The sequence below is a fragment of the Fortiea contorta PCC 7126 genome (genome assembly GCF_000332295.1).
Lineage (GTDB): Bacteria > Cyanobacteriota > Cyanobacteriia > Cyanobacteriales > Nostocaceae > Fortiea > Fortiea contorta.
The window spans coordinates 3,065,895-3,088,720 of sequence record NZ_KB235930.1; the positions used below are offsets into that span (position 1 = coordinate 3,065,895).

General features: G+C 44.1%; 18 protein-coding genes, 1 tRNA gene and 2 rRNA genes (1 of these 21 only partly in view). 10 read left to right on the forward strand and 11 right to left on the reverse strand.

Features of this window, described 5'->3' with window-relative positions; translation table 11 throughout:
- The 7 genes from MIC7126_RS0114100 to MIC7126_RS0114130 form a co-directional block, all read right to left on the reverse strand.
- Positions 1-742, reverse strand: a 23S ribosomal RNA gene (locus MIC7126_RS0114100) (it extends 2,080 nt beyond the left edge of the window).
- A 252-nt stretch (positions 743-994) separates the two neighbouring features.
- A 16S ribosomal RNA gene (locus tag MIC7126_RS0114105) occupies positions 995-2,481 on the reverse strand.
- Together the 16S and 23S rRNA genes form the textbook arrangement of a ribosomal RNA operon.
- 388 nt (positions 2,482-2,869) lie before the next feature.
- A complete protein-coding gene (locus MIC7126_RS0114110) occupies positions 2,870-3,316 on the reverse strand; it encodes a tellurite resistance TerB family protein (RefSeq protein ID WP_017653802.1) in 447 nt (148 codons plus the stop codon).
- Positions 3,317-3,496: 180 nt separating this feature from the next.
- Complete coding sequence (locus MIC7126_RS31275) at positions 3,497-3,634, reverse strand: hypothetical protein (RefSeq protein ID WP_017653803.1); 138 nt, start codon at positions 3,632-3,634, stop codon at positions 3,497-3,499.
- Between the two features lie 436 nt (positions 3,635-4,070).
- Complete coding sequence (locus MIC7126_RS0114120) at positions 4,071-6,689, reverse strand: chloride channel protein (RefSeq protein ID WP_017653804.1); 2,619 nt, start codon at positions 6,687-6,689, stop codon at positions 4,071-4,073.
- A gap of 156 nt (positions 6,690-6,845) precedes the next feature.
- A complete protein-coding gene (locus MIC7126_RS0114125) occupies positions 6,846-8,159 on the reverse strand; it encodes a TldD/PmbA family protein (protein WP_017653805.1) in 1,314 nt (437 codons plus the stop codon).
- 135 nt (positions 8,160-8,294) lie between these two features.
- The gene (locus MIC7126_RS0114130; RefSeq protein WP_017653806.1) at positions 8,295-9,158 is read right to left on the reverse strand and encodes a Tab2/Atab2 family RNA-binding protein; all 864 of its coding nucleotides are present in this window, start codon (positions 9,156-9,158) and stop codon (positions 8,295-8,297) included.
- A 393-nt stretch (positions 9,159-9,551) separates the two neighbouring features.
- Here MIC7126_RS0114130 and MIC7126_RS0114135 point away from each other — a divergent pair, with 393 nt between their 5' ends.
- Both MIC7126_RS0114135 and MIC7126_RS0114140 read left to right on the forward strand, forming a co-directional pair.
- Positions 9,552-11,534, forward strand: a complete 1,983-nt coding sequence (locus tag MIC7126_RS0114135) for a WD40 repeat domain-containing serine/threonine-protein kinase (RefSeq protein ID WP_017653807.1) — start codon at positions 9,552-9,554, stop codon at positions 11,532-11,534.
- 95 nt (positions 11,535-11,629) lie between these two features.
- Positions 11,630-12,376 (forward strand): DUF561 domain-containing protein, encoded by a 747-nt coding sequence (locus MIC7126_RS0114140; RefSeq protein WP_017653808.1) that lies wholly within the window; start codon positions 11,630-11,632, stop codon positions 12,374-12,376.
- Between the two features lie 70 nt (positions 12,377-12,446).
- Here MIC7126_RS0114140 and MIC7126_RS31575 read toward each other — a convergent pair whose 3' ends face one another.
- A complete protein-coding gene (locus MIC7126_RS31575) occupies positions 12,447-12,584 on the reverse strand; it encodes a hypothetical protein (protein WP_017653809.1) in 138 nt (45 codons plus the stop codon).
- A gap of 21 nt (positions 12,585-12,605) precedes the next feature.
- A complete protein-coding gene (locus MIC7126_RS0114150; protein WP_017653810.1) occupies positions 12,606-13,754 on the reverse strand; it encodes a DegT/DnrJ/EryC1/StrS family aminotransferase in 1,149 nt (382 codons plus the stop codon).
- Positions 13,755-13,884: 130 nt separating this feature from the next.
- Here MIC7126_RS0114150 and MIC7126_RS0114155 point away from each other — a divergent pair, with 130 nt between their 5' ends.
- Entirely contained in the window at positions 13,885-14,661 is a 777-nt protein-coding gene (locus MIC7126_RS0114155; protein ID WP_017653811.1) for an ABC transporter permease, read from the forward strand.
- A gap of 20 nt (positions 14,662-14,681) precedes the next feature.
- Here the strand turns inward: MIC7126_RS0114155 and MIC7126_RS0114160 are convergent, their stop codons facing one another.
- Entirely contained in the window at positions 14,682-16,502 is a 1,821-nt protein-coding gene (locus MIC7126_RS0114160; RefSeq protein WP_017653812.1) for a hypothetical protein, read from the reverse strand.
- Between the two features lie 608 nt (positions 16,503-17,110).
- Here MIC7126_RS0114160 and MIC7126_RS0114165 point away from each other — a divergent pair.
- Both MIC7126_RS0114165 and MIC7126_RS0114170 read left to right on the forward strand, forming a co-directional pair.
- Complete coding sequence (locus MIC7126_RS0114165; RefSeq protein ID WP_017653813.1) at positions 17,111-18,340, forward strand: succinate--CoA ligase subunit beta; 1,230 nt, start codon at positions 17,111-17,113, stop codon at positions 18,338-18,340.
- Between the two features lie 270 nt (positions 18,341-18,610).
- Positions 18,611-19,492 (forward strand): succinate--CoA ligase subunit alpha, encoded by an 882-nt coding sequence (locus tag MIC7126_RS0114170; protein ID WP_017653814.1) that lies wholly within the window; start codon positions 18,611-18,613, stop codon positions 19,490-19,492.
- A gap of 1 nt (position 19,493) precedes the next feature.
- Here the strand turns inward: MIC7126_RS0114170 and MIC7126_RS0114175 are convergent, their stop codons facing one another.
- Positions 19,494-20,435: a glycosyltransferase family 2 protein gene (locus tag MIC7126_RS0114175; RefSeq protein WP_017653815.1), complete on the reverse strand. Its 942-nt coding sequence runs from the start codon at positions 20,433-20,435 to the stop codon at positions 19,494-19,496.
- 210 nt (positions 20,436-20,645) lie between these two features.
- Between MIC7126_RS0114175 and rplS the strand changes: the two genes are divergently transcribed.
- The 5 genes from rplS (at position 20,646) to rplK (ending at position 22,698) form a co-directional block, all read left to right on the forward strand.
- Complete coding sequence (gene rplS / locus MIC7126_RS0114180; protein ID WP_017653816.1) at positions 20,646-21,008, forward strand: 50S ribosomal protein L19; 363 nt, start codon at positions 20,646-20,648, stop codon at positions 21,006-21,008.
- 147 nt (positions 21,009-21,155) lie between these two features.
- A tRNA-Trp gene (locus tag MIC7126_RS0114185) sits at positions 21,156-21,228 on the forward strand.
- A 184-nt stretch (positions 21,229-21,412) separates the two neighbouring features.
- Complete coding sequence (gene secE, locus MIC7126_RS0114195) at positions 21,413-21,634, forward strand: preprotein translocase subunit SecE (RefSeq protein WP_017653818.1); 222 nt, start codon at positions 21,413-21,415, stop codon at positions 21,632-21,634.
- Complete coding sequence (nusG, locus tag MIC7126_RS0114200) at positions 21,634-22,266, forward strand: transcription termination/antitermination protein NusG (RefSeq protein WP_017653819.1); 633 nt, start codon at positions 21,634-21,636, stop codon at positions 22,264-22,266. Before secE ends, nusG begins: the two co-directional genes overlap by 1 nt.
- Before the next feature lie 6 nt (positions 22,267-22,272).
- On the forward strand, positions 22,273-22,698 hold the full coding sequence (gene rplK, locus MIC7126_RS0114205; RefSeq protein WP_017653820.1) for a 50S ribosomal protein L11: 426 nt from the start codon (positions 22,273-22,275) through the stop codon (positions 22,696-22,698).
- Positions 22,699-22,826 lie beyond the last annotated feature (128 nt).

The following is a 22,826-nucleotide window of genomic DNA, read 5'->3' on the forward strand; positions in this document are numbered from 1 at the left end:
TGGTGTTACCCAAGCTTCATCCTGGCCATGGTTAGATCACCAGGGTTCGGGTCTATAAACACTGATACTTCGCCCTTTTCAGACTCGGTTTCCCTTTGGCTCCAGCATTCTCGCTTTAACCTACCAGTGCCTATAAGTCGCCGGCTCATTCTTCAACAGGCACGCGGTCATCCGTTTAATCGGACTCCCACTGCTTGTAGGCTCACGGTTTCATGTTCTATTTCACTCCCCTTCCGGGGTTCTTTTCACCTTTCCCTCGCGGTACTTGTTCTCTATCGGTCACACAGTAGTATTTAGCCTTACGAGATGGTCCTCGCTGATTCACATGGGATTCCTCGTGCCCCATGCTACTCGGGATTCAGCTTCTATCCTTGAGTTTTTGACTACAAGACTTTCACTTTCTCTGGTGCAGTATTTAACTGCTTCATCTAACCGCTAGATTCGATGTTGCTGTCCCACTACCCCAAAAGGTGTACCCTTTGGTTTAGGCTTTTCCCCTTTCGCTCACCACTACACAGGGAATCTCTTTTGATTTCTCTTCCTCCAGCTACTAAGATGTTTCAGTTCGCTGGGTTGGCTCTTTCCTGCCTATATATTCAGCAGGTAGTATTTAGGGTTGCCCCATTCGGACATCTCCGGCTCAATGTTTGCTTCCAACTCCCCGGAGTATTTCGTCGGTAACCACGTCCTTCTTCGCCTCTGTGTGCCTAGGTATCCACCATGAGCCCTTATTAGCTTGACCACTTTTTCATAGCAAACACTTTACGTGTCTGCCTGCTTTTTTTTCGCGTTACTATGCAGTTTTCATGGTTCTGGCTGAGTTTCACCCAGCAGTCTGGCTTTCGCCACTTTGCTGAATTCTTCTTATAAATCGCCTAAATCACCGGAGTAATACTTTGAAAGCTATTTACCAATCTGCGACCGACCTAGGTTAGACCAACTCGATATCTACTTGAGTTTCTTGCCTCGATATTCGAGTGGGTAGGTCTCCCTAAAAGGAGGTGATCCAGCCACACCTTCCGGTACGGCTACCTTGTTACGACTTCACCCCAGTCACCAGCACTGCCTTAGGCATCCTCCTCCCGTAGGTTGGAGTAATGACTTCGGGCGTTGCCAGCTTCCATGGTGTGACGGGCGGTGTGTACAAGGCCCGGGAACGAATTCACTGCAGTATGCTGACCTGCAATTACTAGCGATTCCTCCTTCACGAAGGCGAGTTGCAGCCTTCGATCTGAACTGAGCTACGGTTTCCGGGATTTGCTTGCTATCGCTAGCTTGCTGCCCTCTGTCCGTAGCATTGTAGTACGTGTGTAGCCCAAGACGTAAGGGGCATGCTGACTTGACGTCATCCCCACCTTCCTCCGGTTTGTCACCGGCAGTCTCTCTAGAGTGCCCAACTTAATGATGGCAACTAAAAACGAGGGTTGCGCTCGTTGCGGGACTTAACCCAACATCTCACGACACGAGCTGACGACAGCCATGCACCACCTGTGTTCGCGCTCCCGAAGGCACTTGAAGCTTTCACTCCAATTCGCGACATGTCAAGTCTTGGTAAGGTTCTTCGCGTTGCATCGAATTAAACCACATACTCCACCGCTTGTGCGGGCCCCCGTCAATTCCTTTGAGTTTCACACTTGCGTGCGTACTCCCCAGGCGGGATACTTAACGCGTTAGCTCCGGCACGGCTCGGGTCGATACAAGCCACGCCTAGTATCCATCGTTTACGGCTAGGACTACTGGGGTATCTAATCCCATTCGCTCCCCTAGCTTTCGTCCCTCAGTGTCAGTTGCGGCCTAGCAGAGCGCTTTCGCCACCGGTGTTCTTCCTGATCTCTACGCATTTCACCGCTACACCAGGAATTCCCTCTGCCCCGAACGCACTCTAGCCGTGTAGTTTCCACTGCTTTTACAAAGTTGAGCTTTGCTCTTTAACAGCAGACTTACACAGCCACCTGCGGACGCTTTACGCCCAATCATTCCGGATAACGCTTGCATCCTCCGTATTACCGCGGCTGCTGGCACGGAGTTAGCCGATGCTTATTCCTCAAGTACCGTCATTTTATTCTTCCTTGAGAAAAGAGGTTTACGACCCAAGAGCCTTCCTCCCTCACGCGGTATTGCTCCGTCAGGCTTTCGCCCATTGCGGAAAATTCCCCACTGCTGCCTCCCGTAGGAGTCTGGGCCGTGTCTCAGTCCCAGTGTGGCTGATCATCCTCTCAGACCAGCTACTGATCGTCGCCTTGGTAGGCTCTTACTCTACCAACTAGCTAATCAGACGCGAGCTCATCTTCAGGCAGCAAGCCTTTTACCTTTCGGCACATCCGGTATTAGCCACCGTTTCCAGTGGTTGTCCCCGACCTGAAGCCAGATTCTCACGCGTTACTCACCCGTCCGCCACTAAATCCGAAGATTCCGTTCGACTTGCATGTGTTAAGCATACCGCCAGCGTTCATCCTGAGCCAGGATCAAACTCTCCGTTTTGTTGTGTTTTGAGTTTGAATGTCTGAAAAAAATATTTCCAGAATCCTGAACAAATACAATTTTAACCTTGGACTCTATCCAAAATTAAGCTTGTTGACGAGGATTGGTTTTTTTAAGCTTTCAAAGTATTTTTTTGTCCCGGTTCTGTGGCTAAGGCTCTCTTCGCCTTTGCACTTGTTTAATATAACAAGACTTATTGTTGTTGTCAAGCGATAAAAAAAATTTTTTATTTGAGACTTTCAACTCAATATTTAGGGCACACTACTTATTTAGCAACTACTACGGGTATTGTGAAGTTAGCTTAAGTTAAAGTACTAAATCAGCGGGCGGACGTTTTTTTTGTGAAAGCAATGGTAAAAACTTGCTTTGCGTCGCCATGTACGGAGTTTTATCCACGGTTTTTGATCAAAATTACTTGTACTATCTGTACTGCTATCTCGCTGGAAATGCCCAAGGCTTGATGTAGATCGTCAAGAAACGTTTTTTCCTCTTCACTCACCGTACCCTCAGCTAGTAAGATATCGGTTGTTACGGCGAAGGCGGCCTCGCGCAATTCTTGAGATAGGGATTCTTTGGCTGCATTAAACAGAGAATTCATCTCGTCGCGTTGAAGAATGCTGAGTATGTTCTCGAAGAGCCTATCCATTAATTCTTTGGGGTAGCTTCTAAACAGCTTCATCTGATATAGGGTGGAAAATATCCAATTTGCTTCATCTTTAGATGGATAGCCGTCTGCTGCTGTCACAGCCAAAGTTATTGCAGCGACAGCTTCCGCTGGACTCAACTTTACCTGCGTTTTGTTTTCTGTACATAAAACTGTGTCTAATAAACTCATTGTGGTTTGTTCCTTGATTAATGTCTCGTTAGCGGTACGGTCACCTGCACGTTTTCCAACTTCCAGATAGGCTGTAACGCTGTGAGACTTTCATAGTTTATTGTTCCCAGGATTTATGCACAGCGAACACCCGCTATCAATAGGTTTTCGGTCATTTTAAGTACATCGCTGGTTTTAACCTTAGCGTTCTCCAGTCTTTTCTAACGTTTCCATAACTGCTAATCCTATACCAGAGGCTGCGATTAGCAGGGTAGCTGATATCAAATAGGCATTAGCTAACATGTGGAGGGCTTCATCAAAAAATATATAGGTGGTCATTGCTTCACCTTTTGAACTCTATGCTGCTGTTGCTTTTTATTTCTCCACAGCCGAATTGGTGTATTCCGTTGAGAAACTAATAGCATTTGCATCTTAACAAAACTTTAGCTCTTTCAGGATAGGTTACAAAGTTTTTCTTTCTGAAGTTTTGATGAATCTTATAGCTATTTTGTCAAGTAAAGTACTGTGGTATTTTTAGTGTAAAAATTGCATCACTTAATTACTTAACAAATTTATTAACTAAATGAGGTAATTTTTATCACTCAGAACTATGAAGCGACCGGGAAAATAAGAGTAAAAAATCTCTGTGATTTGGCTATTGTTAAAGGTTAGATGTATAAAAGTCTCAGATAAATAAATTTTGACAAGCGGGTTAAGGTTTACTATGTACAGTGATTAATGAATCACTGAATATTAATAATCAGTTTTGGAATTTCTAATTGCTAATCGCGCCTCTGACTAAAATGACGGTACTGTCGACACCAGAGGCGATAGCCTCGGGAATGTTACCTTGAATCGCTTGTTGCAATAACCCTTCACGGGAAGCACCTAAAACGACTACCTCGTAACCTTCGGTTTTTACGAGGTCAATTATGCCTTGGGAAACAGAATCAGCCTTAACAGGTAGAGCAATTACAGTACTCGATAATTTTCGGCGACGAATCAGATGGCGGGTGGCTTGTTCCAAGACTGTCATGTCTGGTTCTAATTCCAAAGGCTTAAACACTCTTGTGAGGCGAATTTGAGGATTATTGCCTAAAGTTACTAAAGCCGGGAGTAATTTAATAGCCAATCGCGCATTGGGACCACCAGCCATGGGTACTAGCCAACGGTTAAAGTGCAGAGGAATAAGAGATGAGTGTTGAGCGTTACCTAATTTAACCAAAACAACCTCGCAAGTGGCTTGACGAATGATGGTGTCTACAACATTGCCGAAAATCCTCCCTGGAGTGGATGTGTTACCTTTCCAACCCATGAGGATGAGGTCGATGTGTCGTTCGTTGATTGTTTCTATGATTGCTTGAGCGACATCATGAGCAACTCGAATTTGCGTATGTAGGGGAATGTGCCATTTTTTCGCTAGGACTTCTGCTTGTCGTAATAAGCGACGACTTTTAGCTGTTCTGACTGAGGTTTCGGCTGGGGAAGTGTGGCGTGACACCGGAATTATTTGTACACATTCGATCTCATAATGACGATCGCGGGCGATGGCTGCAGCCATTTGTAGGAGAGTAGCGGCTGTTTCGGGATTCGCTACTGTCACCAATAATCTACCTCTACCGAGGTTGGGCGATCTCGTTTGATAAACTACATAGGAAGGTTCAGGACGTGGCCCTGGTGCAGTATTCTCACCATTAAGATGGTCTGCTTCTGCGCGAATAATGTCTGCACGAGTAATGATCCCAATAAGTTTTCGTCCTTCTATAACTGGTAAGCGGCTGATTTGATAGCGATCAAGGAGATATAGTACATTGCTGAGGTTGTGGGTTGGCGTTACCGTCACCGGACTGCTAGTCATGATTGTTCGCAAAGCAGTTTCGTTGTCTAAGTTGAGTTCACGCATTTTCAGTAAATCTGACTGCGTGACAATTCCCACTAATTTGTTGTCTTCTACTACGGGGAAGCCGCGATGATGGGAATGGGCGAATGCTTGTTTGACTTCATCTAACGTCATATCTGCATCTAGAGTTTCTACTCGTTGCTGCATGACGTCTTTGGCAGTTAATTTTGCTAATATGCCATCTACAGATACTTCTTGAGCGAGTGTGATGCCGTTTAAGAGTAAAAGCTTTTCATACAGTGAGCCAGGGACTACTTTTTCTGCAACTAAATAGGACGTCACAGATACAATCATTAAAGGTAGAACTAGATTGAAATCTGTAGTCATCTCGAATACAATCACGATCGCTGTGATTGGCACTTTAGAAACCGCACTGAAAAAGCCTCCCATTCCGGCCAAAGCATAGGTAGTCGGGGAACTATCGCCTAAAATGTTACCTTCAGCTATACCTACCAAGCAGCCTAGACTAGAACCCAAAATCAAACTAGGAGCAAATAATCCACCCGGGGCGCCGGAACCAAATGCTACTAAGGTGAGAATGAACTGAGCTACAAAAGCGATCGCTACGAGAAAAGCGTTAGCCTCACCAGTAATTACATACTCCCTTAACCCTGTATTATCACGGAAGTAGTCAGGGAGGATAGCTACGACAATACCAGAAATTAAGCCAGCTAAAGCTACCCTTAATGGTAAACTAACGTGTAATCTGCGATAAGTTTTTATACTAAAAACTAATCCCAAATTGAACAATGCACCCAATAAACCCGCTAAAATACCTAAAATCAGAAAAAAAGGAATTTCGGGAATGGAGAATTGACTAGAAGACTGTACTAATTGCAGATTCAAATCTAGGCTGCTACCGCCGAGTAACCGAGAGATGACTCCACCAATAAATGAAGCGATGATAGCTGTGCCTAAAGTCAACCCTGATAGATCATGGAGTAATTCCTCCACAATAAACAACACACCTGCGATGGGGGCGTTAAATGCAGCTGCTAAACCCGCACCTGCACCTGCAGCGATCATTTGTCGGCGATGATCTGGTGAAGTGGGAACCCAACGACTCAAACCAGCGGCTAAACCTGCACCAACATGGACCGTAGGGCCTTGACGCCCTAGAGTGATTCCGGAGCCTAGAGCAATCATGGCACTCAGCAATTTTACGGTAGCCACGCGCCAGGATAGATTAATGGGCACATTGGCAAGAGATGCTTTTACTTGAGGGATACCACTACCAGCAGCCTCTGGTGCAAATCTTTGTACTAACCAACCTGCGAGAAAACCGAAACTCATACCAACTAGAGGGAGAGCAATCCAGGCTGGTAAAAAGTGGGTACTATGGACTCTCCAGGTGCCTAACCATCCTGAACCTGCCTTGAGAAACACTGCTGAGAGTGCAGCTACAAGACCGATAATGGAAGCTTCTGCGATCGCTAAACCTCTTCTTGGCTGCCACAAACTGCGAAAGCGCTGAGTTAGAACAGGAAGCGACATAATAAAAGTATGGAGTATAAATTATCAAGTTACCCCAGCTATAAAAAAGAGGGTTTTGTATCTATTTTTGCATCGTAGCTAGCAGTCAGCTACGTTGTTTTTATTTGTGGGAAATTTGTTGACTCAACAGTCAAGCTAATTTGTGATACTCATAACTTACGAATTTTTGCTAGTAATTGATAGTCCTTCAACTATCAAAGAAGGAGTATAACAAGAGCCATTCCATTGGGCGTCACCACCTAGACTAACTAATTGTTTGAGGGCTGAGTAAATATTGCCAGCTACCATCGTATCTTTAATACGTCCGATCACGTTGCCATTTTGCACACGATAGCCTAAGTCAATATTGATGGAGAAATCGCCGGAAATGCCGTTACCACCTCCCAACATTTGATCCACAATCAAGCCATCATCCATCTGTTCAATCAAATTTTCTAGAGATGGGGAACTGGGCTGGATCAAAAAATTGTATAAACCAGGAGTGGGATAGCTACTTAAATTGGGGCGAAAACCATTACCAGTGCTGCTCATACCTAGTTGGCGTCCGGTAGTGCGATCGCTATAAAATTGTTCTAAAATCCCGTTGCGGACAAACACTAAAGCTTGAGTGGGTGAACCTTCATCATCAAAAGGACAACTGTAAGGCCCTGCTTCTGGGTCTTGGTAAAGAGTGAGGCTAGGAGCGACTACTAGTGTACCTAAACGATTCGCCCAAGGGGAAGCTTTTTCTAAGACTCGTTTACCATTTAAAGCTGCTTGGATAGCGCCCCAAAGCATATCAGCAGCTTTAGATGTAAATAATACAGGGACGCGACCACTAGGAGCTTTGACATTTTCTCTAGCCCACATTAGCCGTTGTAAAATTTGTTGAGCTAGTTTTTCCGGTTGTAGTTCATTTCTCTGGGTTTGACCATCAGAGACACTCAAAAAATCATCGCCCCGCACCCATTCAGCGGACATGTAACAGCTGAGAGTGGTATCGGTATAGTAGCAATCTAAACCCTGAGTGTTGATCAGCCTAGTGCTTTCCACATCGCATTCCCAATCACTGTTACACAACACATCAGGATAAACATCTTTAATTAAAGCGATCGCTTCTTTACCCCAATTGATCAACACCTCAATAGGCACGCTGTTTCCCAAATTGGGGTAGGATGGCTGAAAATTACCGACTAAATCTGCCGATTCGGGTTGATTAAGTTGACTCAACGCCAGCGATCGCTCCACCATTGCTTGAGGTGAGACAGCACCATAAGCCACCGTTAGCCCAGGGCGTCCATTGCGCCATAGCCGCAACACTGTACCTTCAGATTGGCTGGTTTCCACTTGCTTAAGTCGATTAGCCTCAAAAAATATCGGTCGAGAAAGCGATCGCGACTGATACACTTCAGCTGCTTCTGCTCCTGATTTAATAGCTAATTCCAGCAGTTGTTCTGCTAGTGTATCTTGTGACAAATTTTCAGAAACCATGACCCTCGGTGAATTATGGACGTTGGATCTTGAACCACAGACGGACGCTGTTAATTATCCCAAATCATGGACGTTTATCTGCATGTATTCCAACTCAAGGGTCAAGAGTTAGTTATGATTCATCTTCAAAGTCCTTTATGGTAAATTAACTTCTTGTAGAAGCCAAAACCCGGCGAAGGATTGTGCTTGAGGATTGGATTGCACACCAATAAAATGCACTCCATTTGCTTTTTGCTTGGATGCTTCAAAGCCTTCTGCTTCTGACTGAGTTTGTAAATTTTTAATATTTGCCAAAATCCAGCTTTCTGTCGCACCAGTTTCTAGGAGCAATCGAGGAGTGACACTGGTGTCATATTTTAAAAAAGCTAACTCTAAACCGGACATCCAACCTGCTAGAGGTAAGGCTCTGGGAGAAAAGATCAAAATTCCGGGAATGCGGGTTTCTGGTGATATTTGAGCTAAATTTAGGGGAAAAGCTTCACCAAAGCCAATATCCCATTCTGGCATCTCTGTAAAATCACTAGCTATCAAGGTGACAAATGTCCATTGCTGTCCCTCTAAAGCATCTGGTAAACGTTGAGGTAGAGGTTTTTCTAACCGCACTGAAGTGTTAGTTCCAGCTTGATATCCTGGTTCTTGGGGATACACCTCTGTCATGCGTTGTTGAATCCATTGGTTGAGAACTAAAGTACGGCGGCTAGGTTGAGCGGGGATACCCACATCTTGACAAGCTTTAGTAATCATGTTGTTCATTTGGCGGCGAAAAAAGCGAATTTTGATGGGTGGCTCTTCGGCCGCAGCGATCGCTTCTTGTAATGCTGTCCGCAACCAGCCTGAATTTACCTGGGTACTAGAGCAATATTGAGCATAGCGGAATAAAGAATGTGTTTGTGTGGTGATGTCTAAAGGACTTTCACAGATCAAAACTTCCCAAACTTTTTTCTGTTTTTCGTCCAGAATCGGACGAGAGTAAAAATCGAGTTCCCAAATACTGCCCATGTTTTAAGGTGAAAATCTGCCGACTTGATGTTTTTCTAACAATTTCACTCTACCAAGGTTCGTCCTGGGTCAACGCGCAATCAAGTAGATCTTGTTGAGATTAGGGGTTGGGATGTAATTAAGAAGGCAGTTTCATGATAAATTTACCGAAATTGTGAGAGTCTAGGTGGTATTAACTACTAGAGTGCTAAATTATAAATAACTTGTATTAATAAATTTTGGGGAAAATACCTCTGTAAAACCTGGTCGTAGTGATCGGGTTTTTTAGTGGATTTGGTGGGCGATCGCTCTAAAATTACCTCATGTCCAACCATTGGCAAAATTGACGCCAGCCCGCAGTCATGCTGAATAAATACATATCATCGAGCACAACGGCTGATAGATACTTAATTTATGATCTACTGCCTCAATCCCAGTTGTAATCAACCCCTCAACGCTGATGGCGCTCATTTCTGCCAAAGTTGCGGGACAAAATTAATACCACTGCTACGCGATCGCTATCAAATTATCCAATCACTGGGGGGTGGAGGATTTGGGAGAACTTTTTTAGCCACTGATGAAGACAAGCTCAAAGCGCGTTGCGTTGTCAAGCAGTTAGCGCCGCAAGTCCAAGGAACCAAGGCTTTATACAAAGCCACAGAATTGTTTCAGGAAGAAGCACAGCGCTTGGAACAACTGGGAGAACATCCCCAAATTCCTACTTTGTATGCTTATTTTGAACAAGACCACTATTTATATCTGGTGCAACAGTTCATCCAAGGGCAAAGTTTAAAGCAAGAATTACAACAGCAGGGAATCTTTAGCGAAGAAAAGATTTGGCAACTTTTGCGAGAATTATTACCTGTGCTCAAATTTGTCCATGAAAATCAGGTCATTCACCGCGACATTAAGCCAGATAACATCATGCGTCGCTCTTTACCACCAGTCAATTCTTTTTATCCCCAAGGAGAGAGAGAAAATTTAGTCCTGATTGACTTTGGTGTTGCCAAGCATATCACAGTGGCGGCGGTGGAGCATACAGGTACGAGCATCGGTTCCCACGGTTACGCGCCGATGGAACAAATGAAGTATGGTTTTGCCTATCCAGCTAGCGATTTATTTAGTTTAGGTGTGACGTGCTTTTCTTTGCTGACGGGAATCCATCCCTCTCATCTGTACATGGAACAGGGTTATAGTTGGGTGACAAATTGGCAGGCAAATTTGCACGCGCCCATATCTGTAAAATTGCAGCATGTATTAAACAAGCTTTTACAAAAAGAACTGGAGTACCGCTATCAGTCGGCTGATGAAGTTCTCCAAGATTTAGACAAACAGCCACAAAATACAACATTATTCTCAAAATCGGGGCGATCGCCAGTCGCACACGCAACTGTAATTCAGTCCTCAATCCAAATACCCAAAAAATTGATATTGGGCGGTGCTGTCTTGCTTTTGGGGTTGGGAGGCTATATGTATTGGCAAGGATTACCCCTGAATGGTCATACCAGTGAAGTTAATTCTTTATCCTTTCGTCCCTTATCCTCATCTAATAGTACTCCCAACCAAATCTCTGCATCGGCTAATACCTTAGCTAGCGGTAGTGACGATCAAACCGTGAAAATTTGGAATTTGCAGCAGAAACGAGCAATCCGCACCCTCAAAGGACATTCTGGCAAAGTTTATGCAGTCGCTATCAGCCCAGACGGCAAAAATGTTGTTAGCGGTAGCATTGACAAAACCATTAAAATCTGGAATCTCAATACAGGAAAAGAAATCCGCACCTTAAAGGGACATCAAAGCTTAATTAGTTCTCTCGCTATCAGCCCAGATGGCAAAACAATTGTTAGTGTCAGTTATGACAAAACCATCAAAATCTGGAATCTCAACACAGGAAAAGAAATCCGCACCTTAACAGGTCATTCAGCGGAAATTTTAGCTGTAGCCATTAGTCCCAATGGTGAAAAAATAGTCAGTGGTAGTGCCGATAGAACAATTAAAATTTGGGACTTCAAAACTGGTAAGGAAATACGCACAATTCCCGCCCATAAACTTGATGTCAACGCCCTAGCCATCAGTCCCAACGGACAGTTATTGCTCAGTAGCAGTGACGACAGAATCATTAAACTCTGGAATCTGAATACAGGTAAAGCGATTCGCGCCTTTGAAGGACATTTAGCCGATGTCAATGCGATCGCCTTTCATCCCCTCGGTGAGTCTTTTGCGACAGCTAGCGACGATAAAACAGTCAAACTGTGGAACTTGAATACAGGACAGATCATACATATCTTTACGGGGCACACAGCAGAAGTTTATGCGATCGCCTTCAGTCCTGATGGCAAAATTTTAGTCAGCGGTAGCAAAGACAAGGCGATCAGAATTTGGCCTTTAGCGAATTGATCACCGTATTTGTATCTGTCTGTTTGCTCAAGAACCTCTTTGCAACTGAGTAGCGATAGAATATACCTTACTTTCGTAGCTCCACAAAACGAACTATGACAATGCATTCTTCTTTGCAACGTGCATTTACCAACCGCTATGCTCTGAAAGTGATTAGCGGTTTGCATAACTTTGATAGCGATCGCACTGCTGCGGTGGTGAAAGCTGCTGATTTGGGTGGTGCGACTTTTGTTGATATCGCCGCTGATCCTGCTTTAGTAAAATTGGCGAAAAAGATTACAAATTTACCAATCTGTGTATCAGCAGTTGAACCAGAAAAATTTGTGCAGGTGGTAGCAGCTGGCGCTGATTTAATTGAAATTGGTAATTTTGATAGTTTTTATGCTCAAGGACGCCGTTTTGATGCGCCAGAAGTTCTAGAACTAACTCGCCAAACCCGCGCTCTGCTCCCAGAAATTACTTTATCTGTTACCGTCCCTCACATTCTGCCCCTAGATCAACAAGTACAGCTAGCAGAAGAATTAGTCACAGCAGGAGCCGATATTATTCAAACCGAAGGCGGTACTAGCAGTCAACCAACTCACTCTGGCTCCTTGGGACTAATTGAAAAAGCTGCTCCCACCTTAGCAGCAGCTTTTGAGATTTCCCACGCCGTTTCCGTACCCGTTTTGTGTGCTTCCGGTATTTCCAGCGTTACCGCACCTCTAGCGATCGCAGCTGGTGCTGCGGGTGTTGGTGTCGGCGCCGCTATCAACCAACTCAACAGCGAAGTCGCTATGATCGCCGCTGTTCGTGGTTTAGTAGAAGCACTGTCTAAAACTAGAGTAGAGGCTAGGGGTTAGAAAGGTGGGGGGATGGGGGGGTGGGGAGTGTGGGGAGTGTGGGGTGATGAGAGAAAAAAAGAATTTATGCTTACGCTTTTGATCTTCTCCTTCCTCCCACACCTCCCACACCTCCCACACCTCCCACACCTCCCACACCTCCCACACCTCCCACACCTCCCACACCTCCCACACCTCCCACACCTCCCACACCTCCCACACCTCCCACACTTCCTATACCCTAGACCCTTCACCCTAAACTATCTTTTAAAGCATAAATCACCTGGTCTTGCTGTTGGCGCGTCAATTCGGGAAACATGGGTAAAGATAAAACCTCGTGACAAGCTTGCTCTGCTATTGGCAATTGCCCCGGCTGATAACCCAAATCTTGATAAACTGGCTGTAGATGCAAAGGATAGGGATAATAAACCATCGAATTTACTCCCCGTTGTTGCAATTGACTACGAACCGATTCTCGAAAGGTAGCGCTGGAACCGTTCCGCCCCTCACTAGAGATGCGAATTGTATACTGATTCCAAACACTCACACCTCCAGCTAATTCCTGGGGCGCAGTAATACCAGCAACTTGACTGAGAAACTGGTGATAATAACTAGCGATCGCCTGTCGTTGTTGATTCCAATCATCGAGATAACGTAGCTTAATACTGAGAATCACTGCTTGGATGGCATCTAACCGACTATTAACACCAATGTCTTCATATTCATAGCGATTTCTCTGGCCATGCTCCTTCAATATCCGTACCTGAGCAGCGATCGCCGGATCATTCGTTGTGATAGCACCACCATCACCGCAAGCACCGAGATTTTTTGTGGGGTAAAAACTAAAACACCCAATATGACCAATGCTACCTACCTTTTTTCCGTCCCAGCTAGCGCCTGTAGATTGAGCGCAATCCTCAATCACTGCTAAATTATGAGATTGAGCGATCGCCATCAGCGCCGTCATATCAACAGGTTGACCAAACAGGTGGACTGGGATAATGGCTTTGGTTTTGGGTGTAATTGCTGCTGCTACTTGCGATAAATCCAGATTAAACGTAGTCGCATCTATATCCACAAATACCGGCTTTGCACCTACAGCACTAATCACCTCAGCTGTAGCTACAAAGGTAAAAGGTGTAGTAATTACTTCATCACCCGCACCAATTTCTAAAGCACGCAGCGCTAAAAACAAAGCATCAGTACCAGAATTACACGCTACACATTCTGTCACACCGTGATAGTCAGCAAACTGTTTTTCAAAACCCGCTACCAGGGGACCGCCAATATAACGACCAGAAGCTAAAACCTCCAAGACAGCAGCACTCACATCTGCTTCAATAGTGGTGTATTGCTGCTTGATATCAAAGGCAGGAATGGGATTTACGCTTTGGATCATGAGTTTTTATTTTATCTGAAGATACAAACATGCACTTCGACGGTCAATATTTGCTTGTTGAATTGTTAATCAAAAAGCTGTTTGAAGACAGTCGTCCAAAATAATGATCAGCTAAGGAGAGAGAAAATCAATGCCAGAACTGATCAAACTAGATTTAGTAGATTTGGCTATGGCTGTAGGATTGATGGCGATCGCCATTGGTTTATCTGCATGGGAAAAACTAGGACTAGAGTTAAATATAGCCTTGGCTACCGGCAGAACTATTCTACAATTACTCGTTTTCGGATACGTTTTCGACATCATTTTTGCTTTGAACAACTCTGTGGCAGTTTTGGCAACTTTAGCAGTAATGCTGACGATTACCGCGATTGTCGCACGAAACCGCATCAGTCAAAAAATTCCCCGCCTCTTACCTTGGGTTTGGGGATCGATGTTATTCAGTACGGCTGTGACTGTTTTTTACACCAACTTTTTGATTATTCAACCAGAGAGATGGTATGAACCCCGTTACGTGATTCCCCTAGCAGGAATAGTATTAGGTAATGCCATGAATGCTGCAGCGATCGCTGGCGAACGGTTGGTTAACACCATTAATGCATCTCCATCGGAAATTGAAACTCACCTGAGCTTAGGCGCTACTCCCCAGCAAGCAGTTAACCAATATCGCCAAGACGCCATTAGAGCCGGATTGATCCCCACTCTCAATCAAATGATGATTATAGGTATGGTTGCGCTACCCCCAGTTACCACAGGACAGTTACTAGGCGGAGTCCAACCCTTGGATGCTGTATCCTATGAAATCTCACTCATATTTATGGTGGCTCTAGCTAACTTGCTGACTACACTTTTAGTGACTAAGGGGTTATGTCGTCAGTTTTTTAACTCAAGCGCACAGTTGATTAGATAATTAATTGATTATTTGGCACCTCACCCTACTCTTGAGCGGTTATAAACTGGTCTACCTTGCGAATCATAAACAAGCAGCGACAGGCTAGCATTATCACTAATGACTGCCAATGCATCCTGTAAGTTATACCAGTGATTATTCGCACTCATTGCTTTAGTGGGATCTTGGAGACTAGGATCAATCAAGCTACTTTGCCTAACTTGGTCATATTCACGGGTTAATTGCACAATAATTGCTCTGTTATTGATCGTGAAAGTGCAAATCCGAATTTCTCTAGTACAGGTTTTCTGGAGATCAGCTTGGGTCTGCTGTAAATTACCAGTAACTGCAAATTTTTCTTGCGCTTGTTTAAGATTTGTGGAGTAGGGCGTTATTAAAGACTGGGCCTGATTGTAGTAAAAACTTTCGCGGGAAATTTGTTTTGCAGCTTGTAGAGCTTGACCCCATCTCACCACTGCAGCTTGCCATTGTTTATTGTTTTCTGCAACTTTAGCTTGGTTAGCTGTGCCGGTGGCTTGTTGGTAGGTTTTGAAGGCTAATTGTTCGAGAGTAGCGCGATCGCGCGCGGCTGCTAATTTCGGTTTATACTCAACTAATAACTTTTGCGCTGGTTGATATCCTGAGCTAGTTTGCGGGATGATATTGAGGGCATTAATTACCACCTGCCAAGTGGACTGCACTTTTTGCCAGTCAGTTAAAGATTTAGCTGTCGTCTCTCTTTGAATAGCTACACTGGCTACAGCTTTGGCTGCAGACAATTTTTTCAGCCATTTTTCTTCTGTGAGCAACTGCTGATTGATTTTTGCTAGGTTGGTGCGATAATTCAGTAACTTTGGCTGCACTAGCCCATAGAGTTCGCTATCAGCATTGATCCCTTCCAAAGGTGCGATCGCCTGTCGCCAGATCTGCTGTCTAGCTTGTAATTCTTCTATACTTTTGGCGGGTGTTTGAGTTGACTGCTCTGCTACTGTTGCTGTCTGTAAAGCTTTAATCGTAGTGTTAATTTTTTCTGACTTCTGTAACAAACTCGTTTTGAGTTCTTCTCTTTCTTGGTGACGAGGCGACCAGCTAGGAATTGTACCCAAAGATAAGCTAGCTGTTTCTAGTTTTTGCTGCACCAGTGCTAATTCTTGCTCAGACCTAGCAGCGCCAATCAGTTGTCTAGACTCTGTGTTGATTTGTTTCGCCGTCTGGAGTTCTGGACACTCTGAAGTTACACAAGGACGGGTTAACAGGTAAGCACCAGTTCCCAAAAGAGCGATCGCTCCTAAAGCCGCACCCAATAAAATTGGTTTGATCGGGCGCTGAGGTTTAACAGTCAATAAATCCGGCCCACCCGCCAAAGGATCAAAAATCTCCTCCTCAGGCGCTCCCAAACCAGAATCAGATTCATAAATATATGCAGTTTCTGGGCGAGTCTGCTCAAAAGCTTCTTCTCTCGGCGCTCCCAGATGTTCTGATGATGAAAAAGTTAAGGGTATATCAGTAAATTTTTGGAATATATCACCCTCATCTACTTTCACTTGTTCTTCTCGCCTCTGCTCATTCCATGCGAGCAACCGTTGAGCATAGGGGCGTTTTTCACCGGAGACTCTGAGAAAACATACTGCTGGTTGCTCCCAATAGCTAGGTAAGGACTGGAGTGTTTCCTCTAGCAGTTGCAACACCGTTTCCAGATCAACTTTTACATTTGCTGGATGTTGAGTTAGGATCATTAACTCGCCATTATTGAGAGCGCATTTCACCTGGAAGAGTTGACCAGATGGAATTTTTGCCAATATCTGTTCTTGTAAAGTTTTGGCTAAAAGCTGTAGTTCTTCCTGCTGGACTGCTACTCTCATGGACTGTTCCCGCTGCTTTTATAGATGTTTGTGCTGATGATCGAGGATACAAAATGACAGGCTGTTGTATTTTGAATACAGATGCACGGTTTAACCAACCGCAGTCAGAGAATCAGATAGAACAATTTTTTAACATAAATTCCTAATTTTTACCAAGCATTCTTTTTGTAGTACTATGGGTAGCATTTAAGAATCTTACTGAAGGTAGATCTAGAAATAAGAAAGTTTTTCAGCATTTTTACTACTCTATGCGTAATAATGAGATGCGTAGCTGATACAACTAATCGTTAAATAAATTGCACTACAGTAGTCATAAATTTATCCTCAGATTAGAGAAAATACATGGAGTTATTGATTCTTGACAAATATGCTGGTAATCAGAAAGGCTAGCAAATTTACTAGGAATATCAAGCACATGTTGTTAAACTGCTAATAGTAGTTAGAACCAAAAGTTCATTTGCCTCCACGGCTGAATTCGATAAAATTAATTCGTGAAAAGTAAATTTTTATCATCGTCCATAGTCTGATTCTGGAATTAAGGTGCTGCAAACAGTCGAAGATAGCACCAACGAAATGCTGTTGATTGTGTCAATACAAGGTGCATGTCCATGGATTTATTGGAGTACCAAGTTAAAGAATGGTTCGGGAAAATAGGCATTCCGGTATTGCCCTCCCAAAGAATCGACCACCCGACAGACCTCAAGCGTTTGAAAATTCAATATCCAATTGTACTCAAGTCCCAGGTACATGCGGCTGAAAGGGCCAAAGCAGGTGGAGTGAGAGTTGTAGAAACCACAATCGATGCGATCGCCGCTGCTCAAACCATCTTCAATTTGCCTATTTGGGGTGAGTTACCAGAGGTTGTATTGGCAGAATCTCGGTACGATGCTCAACAAGAATTTTATTTAGCAGTAGTTTTAGATACTGCTGTCTGCCGACCAGTACTTTTAGGTTGTAAAGAAGCTGATATCGATTGGGAATCAGCAGGGGAAAAAATGCATTATGTCGTTGTGGGGCAAGAATTTTCACCATTCTACGCCCGACGACTAGCACTGAAAATGGGCTTGCAAGGAGCACTAATGCAGTCCATTAGCAGCGTGGTTGAGAAGATGTACCAGTTATTTGTGCAACAAGATTTAGACTTAGTAGAAATCAATCCCCTCGCTGTTAACACTACAGGTCAGGTCATGGCTCTAAATGGTAAAGTCAGAGTCAATGAGCGAGCCATCGGTCGTCATCCCGAACTCAGCCAGATGATGGCAAAAATAATCACCACTAGTACTGGTAGCGAGATAAACGGTCATTTAGGTAACTGGGATGGAGTCGAAATGCACGGTAAAATCGGTATCTTAGGTAACGGTACCGGCTCAGTGATGGCCACTCTAGATTTAGTAGCCAATGGCGGCGGGAAGCCCGGTGTGTGCTTGAATCTACGCCATGCTTTCCTCACCGACACGTCGCCCACGACCTTTTGCGATCGCCTAGAAAAAGGTTTGAAAATTCTCGCTACCGACAAAAGTATACAAGTTATACTAATTAATCTCCTGGGTAGTGTTTCCCAGGCAACAAAATTAGCCGAGGTCATAGTCAAATTTCTGCAAAACCACAACAACGAACTCAAACCACAAGCTACTCGCGCCAATGGAAACAAAAGCAGAAGAGAAATTAATTCACCCCGCTTAGTTGTCCGTCTTGCTGGTTCTGATTTCGACGCTGCTAAAGAATACTTAGCAACAATCAAAAATCAGAGCGATGTGCTCACAGTTGTGGAAAATTTAGATGAAGCCGTCGCACAAGCAGTCCGTTTTGCTAAGTCTGTGGCTTCTTACAAAAGATAATTAGAGTTTTGGCGATGTGCGGGTTAAGGGGTAAGAATAAATCAACAACTTTCTTTCTGGCTCTTATTCGCCTTACCCCTAATTTATTATTTCTCAAAAATAAGTTTTTTATTTAAATAAAATCTAAAATGACACGACACTGTGCGTGTGTCGCTTTTATTACTATTAGCTTTAGCATTGGGGATAGAAAAATTACACGGAACAACGGTACAGGCTTGCAGCGACTTTTCGCAAAATTCAAAATTTAAAATGGTATTACCTTAGTATTTTATGAACTTAACCCCAGATAGCAAAGTAATTATTCAAGGCTTTGGTGAATTTATCTCAGCAACTCACATCAATCAAATGAAAGCTTATGGCACAAATTTAGTTGCTGGCGTCAATCCCGGATTTGGTGGACAAAAGCTGTATGGTTTGCCAGTATTCGACTTAGTTGAAGAAGTAGTAAATTATTTAGGAGCAATTGATACAACAATTATCTGCGTTAAACCTTATGAAGTCTTGGATGCAGCCCTAGAAGCGATTGCATCTCATATTCGCCAGATTATTATTATCTCCGCTGGTGTCCCACCTCTAGACATGGTGCAATTACTCCGCAAAGCCGAGACAGGTGAAACTTTAGTGGTAGGGCCCAATAGTCCGGGAATTATTGTTCCGGGGAAAATTCTCCTAGGTACTCACCCCAGTGAATTTTATACCCCTGGCGCAGTGGGAATCGTTAGTCGCAGCACCACCTTAACCTACGAAGTCGCCTACGAGTTAACAAAAGCTGGTTTAGGGCAGTCAATCAGTGTCAGTATTGGTAGTGATGCGATCGTTGGTTCATCATTTTTGCAATGGCTGCAAATCCTCGACGAAGATGAAAACACACAGGCGATCGTCTTAGTTGGTCAACCGGGTGGTGATAGTGAAGAAACTGCAGCCCGCTACATCGCCGAAGCAATTGATAAACCAGTAATTGCATACATCGCAGGTACGCAAGCACCACCAGGGAAACATTGGCGTCAGACAGGAACCCTCGCCACAATTATCGGCCGTGATCCTAATTTCGGCACAGCACAAAATAAATTAACTGCATTCAAAGCTGCTCAGGTTCCAGTCGCTGAACGCCCTTCGCAAATTCCCGAATTGCTCAAAAAGCTGGTTAATTAAGTTACAGAGCAATCAACACAAATTTGTTCACAACTTCGTGTTTATTAATATTACGTAACATTATTTTTCTCAGTAAAATCCACCATGCCAGAGGAACAATCAAGGTTGGGTATACCATCAAAATAAAGCTTTTCAAACTGCCGTGTTTAAGTGCTACTAAAGACCAATGTAATCTTAAGTAACTTTTAGTAGTCTGAAAACTAGGTATTTGAGCTAAATATTTTTGGTTAACCAAAGTGTAAATTTTCTTTTTCATCAACACATTTGTGTCTAAGCGCTGATTCCAAGAAAACTTTTGATTATAAGCGCCAGTCCAAATTGTCCGATAAGCCAGACACTGATTGAGAAAAATAGCGTCGCCAAATGCAGCTATCCGAATCCAAGAATCAATATCATCGCAGTTAGCGTCAAGCTGCGAGTCCCAACCACCAGTTTGCAAAAAAGCTTCACGTTTACAGGCAACTTGTACAGGAGTTCCAAAAGGTACAAGTTCCAAGAGCATACCATAGTGAATATCTGCTTGGGGAATATAAAAAGCCAGCCCAGTCCCTAATTTGGGAGTGCGACTCAGTTCAACTTGATTACCGTCCACCTGAGCTGCTATACAAGAGCAGATAACAGCGCTAGGATGAAGTGCGATCGCCCTCACCATTTCTTCTAGACAATTCGGCGCTAAGTAATCATCATCATCCAAAAACTTAATCCAATCACCACTAGCTGTTTCTACTCCCGTATTCACCGCAGCTGCGTGACCCTTGTTCACCAGATGACGATGATAAACAACATCCTCACCTAAGCTTTTCACATAAGCTTCTGTTCCATCAGACGAACAATCATCAACAATTACTACTTCACAGTTGAGCGTCTGATTCAATGCTGAATCAACTGCGCGTCGCAGCCATTCCAAGCGATTATAGGTAGTAATGACGACACTGAACTTCATAAATTTGCCACCTGAAACGAAGAAATCAACAAACATAACTGTGAGAAATTACACCAGTTATAGCCTGAGATTTATCTTCTGGAAATAGAATTCAGCTTTCCTCAGCACTCACACGAAGACGGGCAAAAATTCGCGACTGCAAATAACTAGACTCTCAAGCGGTTCTGGATTTATGATTGATGATCGTGGGTTTTTGAAAACGAACAGGCCATGAACGCTCAAGAAATCATCCGCTCCATCGAAGCGGAACAACTAAAATCTAATTTGCCCGACATCTATGTGGGCGATACAGTAAAAGTCGGCGTCAAGATTAAAGAAGGTGATAAATATCGTGTGCAACCCTACGAAGGGGTAGTAATTGCCAAACGCAACGGCGGTATTAACGAAACAATTACAGTGCGCCGCGTATTTCAAGGTGTCGGCGTCGAGCGCGTATTTCTGCTCCACTCCCCCCGCATCGACAGCATCAAAGTATTGCGTCGTGGGAAGGTGCGCCGTGCTAAACTATATTATCTCCGCCAACGTGTTGGCAAAGCTACCCGGATCAAACAGCGCTTTGACCGTCCTCTGTAGCCAGCCGTGCCAAGTATGGGAGAAAGCTTAACTCAACAGCGGCAGATGCCGCTAATTTGTTCCCTCAAAAAAGTTAAGGTACAATAAACCAGAATTGCGTTAAACTTAGAAAAGTTCAGCGCAATTATTGAACCAAAAACAGCTTGTGCGCTCTTAGTTCAGTTGGTAGAACGCAGGTCTCCAAAACCTGATGTCGGGGGTTCAAGTCCTCCAGGGCGCGCTCAAAGGCAAAAAATACCCCGAAACAAGGACATGACTGCTAAATTAGCAGGCAATGCTCGTTATTTCGGGTATAATTATTTTGCAGCTTTTTTACTTCCAGTCAAATTGATCTTAAATCAAGCTGTCAGCCTGGAGAAAAATTAGCAGCCTTTAGCTGAATCACAAACGGGGGATAAACGGCAGTGGCGAAAAAAAATGAAGCGGAAATCCCAGAAAACGCAAATGGGTTTAGCCTAAACAACTTCTTCCAGGGCACCAAAGAAGAACTGGAAAAAGTAGTCTGGCCTAGTCGTAAGCAATTGGTGAGCGAATCAGCAGCCGTGTTGTTAATGGTGACACTCTCCGCGTCTTTGATATATTTAGTCGATGCATTGTTTGCTTGGGCAGCAAAACAGGTATTCTGATGACTTTTGCAACAGACGAACCAATTAACTCGCCTTTGCAACCAGAGGAAGCCGCAGACGCAGCGTATAAAGAAGCGCGGTGGTATGCGGTGCAAGTAGCCTCTGGTTGTGAAAAGCGTGTGAAAACAAACATAGAACAGCGCATCCAAACTTTTGATGTGGCTGACAAAATTATTCAGGTAGAAATTCCCCACACACCAGCGGTGAAAATTCGTAAGGATGGTAGCCGCCAACACACGGAAGAAAAGGTTTTCCCTGGATATGTACTAGTAAGAATGATCATGGATGATGATACATGGCAGGTGGTAAGAAACACCTCCCATGTGATTAACTTTGTGGGGGCAGAACAAAAACGTGGCACCGGTAAAGGCCGCGGCCACGTCAAGCCATTACCCCTGGGTCATTCAGAAGTGGAACGTATTTTTAAGCAGACTAGCGAACAAGAGCCAGTTGTCAAAATTGACATGGCTACTGGTGATAAGATAGTCGTGCTTTCTGGTCCGTTTAAAGATTTTGAAGGTGAGGTGATTGAAGTATCTCCAGAACGGAGTAAGCTCAAAGCCTTGTTATCAATTTTTGGGCGTGATACACCAGTAGAGTTGGAATTTAATCAGGTAGAGAAACAGAGCTAAATAAAAATGGCGAAGAAAGTCGTAGCGGTCATTAAATTGGCCCTGAATGCTGGAAAAGCCAACCCAGCACCACCCGTGGGACCCGCACTGGGTCAGCATGGAGTGAATATCATGATGTTTTGCAAAGAGTACAACGCCAAAACAGCAGACCAAGCCGGAATGGTGATACCAGTAGAAATTTCGGTATTTGAAGACCGGAGTTTCACCTTTGTACTCAAGACACCGCCAGCATCAGTATTAATCCGCAAGGCAGCAAAAATTGAGCGCGGCTCGAATGAACCCAACAAAAAGAAAGTTGGAAACATCACCAGAGCACAATTGCAAGAAATTGCTCAAACAAAGCTACCCGACCTCAACGCCAACGACATAGAGGCGGCGATGAAAATTGTGGAAGGGACTGCGAAGAATATGGGTGTTACCATCGCCGACTAAAAAGCTTTGAGTGAAAAATTTAGCTCAATCTAAAATCAACAATCTCAAACTTGTACTGAGCTTGTCGAAGTATCCAAAATTAATTAGGGGGAGAGGCTAAAGCTTCGGAATTACCCCAGGAGAGAAAA

What these genes read in the sequence shown, in the direction of transcription:
- MIC7126_RS0114160 (WP_017653812.1), bottom strand. Translation starts at nt 16,502, where the DNA reads ATGAGAGTAGCAGTCCAGCAGGAAGAACTACAGCTTTTAGCCAAAACT.
- MIC7126_RS0114120 (WP_017653804.1), bottom strand. Translation starts at nt 6,689, where the DNA reads ATGTCGCTTCCTGTTCTAACTCAGCGCTTTCGCAGTTTGTGGCAGCCA.
- rplS (WP_017653816.1), top strand. Translation starts at nt 20,646, where the DNA reads ATGAACGCTCAAGAAATCATCCGCTCCATCGAAGCGGAACAACTAAAA.
- MIC7126_RS0114135 (WP_017653807.1), top strand. Translation starts at nt 9,552, where the DNA reads ATGATCTACTGCCTCAATCCCAGTTGTAATCAACCCCTCAACGCTGAT.
- MIC7126_RS0114170 (WP_017653814.1), top strand. Translation starts at nt 18,611, where the DNA reads ATGAACTTAACCCCAGATAGCAAAGTAATTATTCAAGGCTTTGGTGAA.
- MIC7126_RS0114150 (WP_017653810.1), bottom strand. Translation starts at nt 13,754, where the DNA reads ATGATCCAAAGCGTAAATCCCATTCCTGCCTTTGATATCAAGCAGCAA.
- nusG (WP_017653819.1), top strand. Translation starts at nt 21,634, where the DNA reads ATGACTTTTGCAACAGACGAACCAATTAACTCGCCTTTGCAACCAGAG.
- MIC7126_RS31275 (WP_017653803.1), bottom strand. Translation starts at nt 3,634, where the DNA reads ATGACCACCTATATATTTTTTGATGAAGCCCTCCACATGTTAGCTAAT.
- rplK (WP_017653820.1), top strand. Translation starts at nt 22,273, where the DNA reads ATGGCGAAGAAAGTCGTAGCGGTCATTAAATTGGCCCTGAATGCTGGA.
- MIC7126_RS0114110 (WP_017653802.1), bottom strand. Translation starts at nt 3,316, where the DNA reads ATGAGTTTATTAGACACAGTTTTATGTACAGAAAACAAAACGCAGGTA.
- MIC7126_RS0114140 (WP_017653808.1), top strand. Translation starts at nt 11,630, where the DNA reads ATGACAATGCATTCTTCTTTGCAACGTGCATTTACCAACCGCTATGCT.
- MIC7126_RS0114155 (WP_017653811.1), top strand. Translation starts at nt 13,885, where the DNA reads ATGCCAGAACTGATCAAACTAGATTTAGTAGATTTGGCTATGGCTGTA.
- MIC7126_RS0114125 (WP_017653805.1), bottom strand. Translation starts at nt 8,159, where the DNA reads ATGGTTTCTGAAAATTTGTCACAAGATACACTAGCAGAACAACTGCTG.
- MIC7126_RS0114165 (WP_017653813.1), top strand. Translation starts at nt 17,111, where the DNA reads ATGGATTTATTGGAGTACCAAGTTAAAGAATGGTTCGGGAAAATAGGC.
- MIC7126_RS0114175 (WP_017653815.1), bottom strand. Translation starts at nt 20,435, where the DNA reads ATGAAGTTCAGTGTCGTCATTACTACCTATAATCGCTTGGAATGGCTG.
- MIC7126_RS0114130 (WP_017653806.1), bottom strand. Translation starts at nt 9,158, where the DNA reads ATGGGCAGTATTTGGGAACTCGATTTTTACTCTCGTCCGATTCTGGAC.